The following is a 1,260-nucleotide window of genomic DNA, read 5'->3' on the forward strand; positions in this document are numbered from 1 at the left end:
TATGACCGCCTGTGGCAGGCCCATCTGGCCCTGGCCGCCGCCCGCGCGGGCGAAGGGATCGCGCTGGCCAATACCTACCTGCTGGAAAACGACCTGCATACCGGCCAGCTCGTACGCGTCACCACCACCGACATGCCGCTGCACGCGGCCGCGCTGGGCACCTACGTATTGCGCACCACGGAGCAGACATGGCAGGCGCGCGCCTTTGTCAGGCTGCGCACATGGCTGGAGGCGCAGTTCAGAACGGATGCGGGGCAGGCGGTGACTTCCAATCACCAAACCACCCTCAAAAAGCGCCTCCCCACCCGGTCCTGAAGCCGTTACCGAAGGGGGCATGAAGGCGGGCGTGTCCCGCCACACCGCAACCATCAGGACCGGACGCCACAGGCCATGACAGACACCAACGCCACCCTCCTCGCCCGCCGTGACCACGCTGTTGCCCGCGGTGTGGCGACGGCCACCCCCATTTTTACCGCACGGGCGGAAAATGCGGAATTATGGGATGTCGAAGGCCGCCGCTATGTGGATTTCGCGGGCGGCATCGCCGTGCTGAATGTCGGCCACCGCCACCCGAAGGTGATCGAGGCCGTGCGCGCCCAGCTTGACCGCTTCACCCATACGGCCTTTCAGGTTTCGGCCTATGAGCCTTACATCGCGCTGGCTGAAAGGCTGAACGCGCTGGCCCCCTTCGCGGGGCCGGCAAAAACCGTCTTCTTTTCCACCGGGGGCGAGGCGACGGAAAACGCGGTCAAGATCGCGCGCGCGGCGACGGGGCGCAACGGCATCATCGCCTTTACCGGCGGTTTCCACGGGCGCACGCTGCTGGCCTCGGCCATGACGGGCAAGGTCAGACCTTACAAGGCTCCCTTCGGCACCCTGCCCGGCGAGGTCTATCACATCCCCTTCCCCGACGCGGCGACCAGCGTGGCGGACAGCCTGCGCATGCTGGACTTCCTGTTCGCGGCCGACCTGCCGCCCACCAGCGTCGCCGCCATCATCATCGAACCCGTGCAGGGTGAAGGCGGCTTCCGTGTCGCGCCGCCCGAACTGCTTGTGGCCCTGCGGCGGCTGTGTGACGAACATGGCATCAAGCTCGTGGCCGATGAGGTGCAGAGCGGCTTCGCCCGCACGGGCCGCATGTTCGCCATCGAACATTCCGGCGTGCAGCCCGATCTTGTCTCCGTGGCGAAGTCCATGGGGGGTGGCCTGCCGCTTTCGGGCGTGATCGGACGCGCCGAACTCATGGACGCGGTCGGCCCC

The 1,260-nt window shown here is 67.1% G+C and carries 2 protein-coding genes; both read left to right on the forward strand.

The window, feature by feature from the left end; translation table 11 throughout:
• The coding region (locus JCM25156_RS25695) for a LysR substrate-binding domain-containing protein (protein ID WP_034960643.1) at positions 1-315 on the forward strand (315 nt) is incomplete at its 5' end.
• 75 nt (positions 316-390) lie between these two features.
• On the forward strand, positions 391-1,260 hold an 870-nt coding region (locus JCM25156_RS17075), incomplete at its 3' end, for an aspartate aminotransferase family protein (RefSeq protein ID WP_025814103.1).

This window comes from Komagataeibacter kakiaceti JCM 25156 (genome assembly GCF_000613305.1).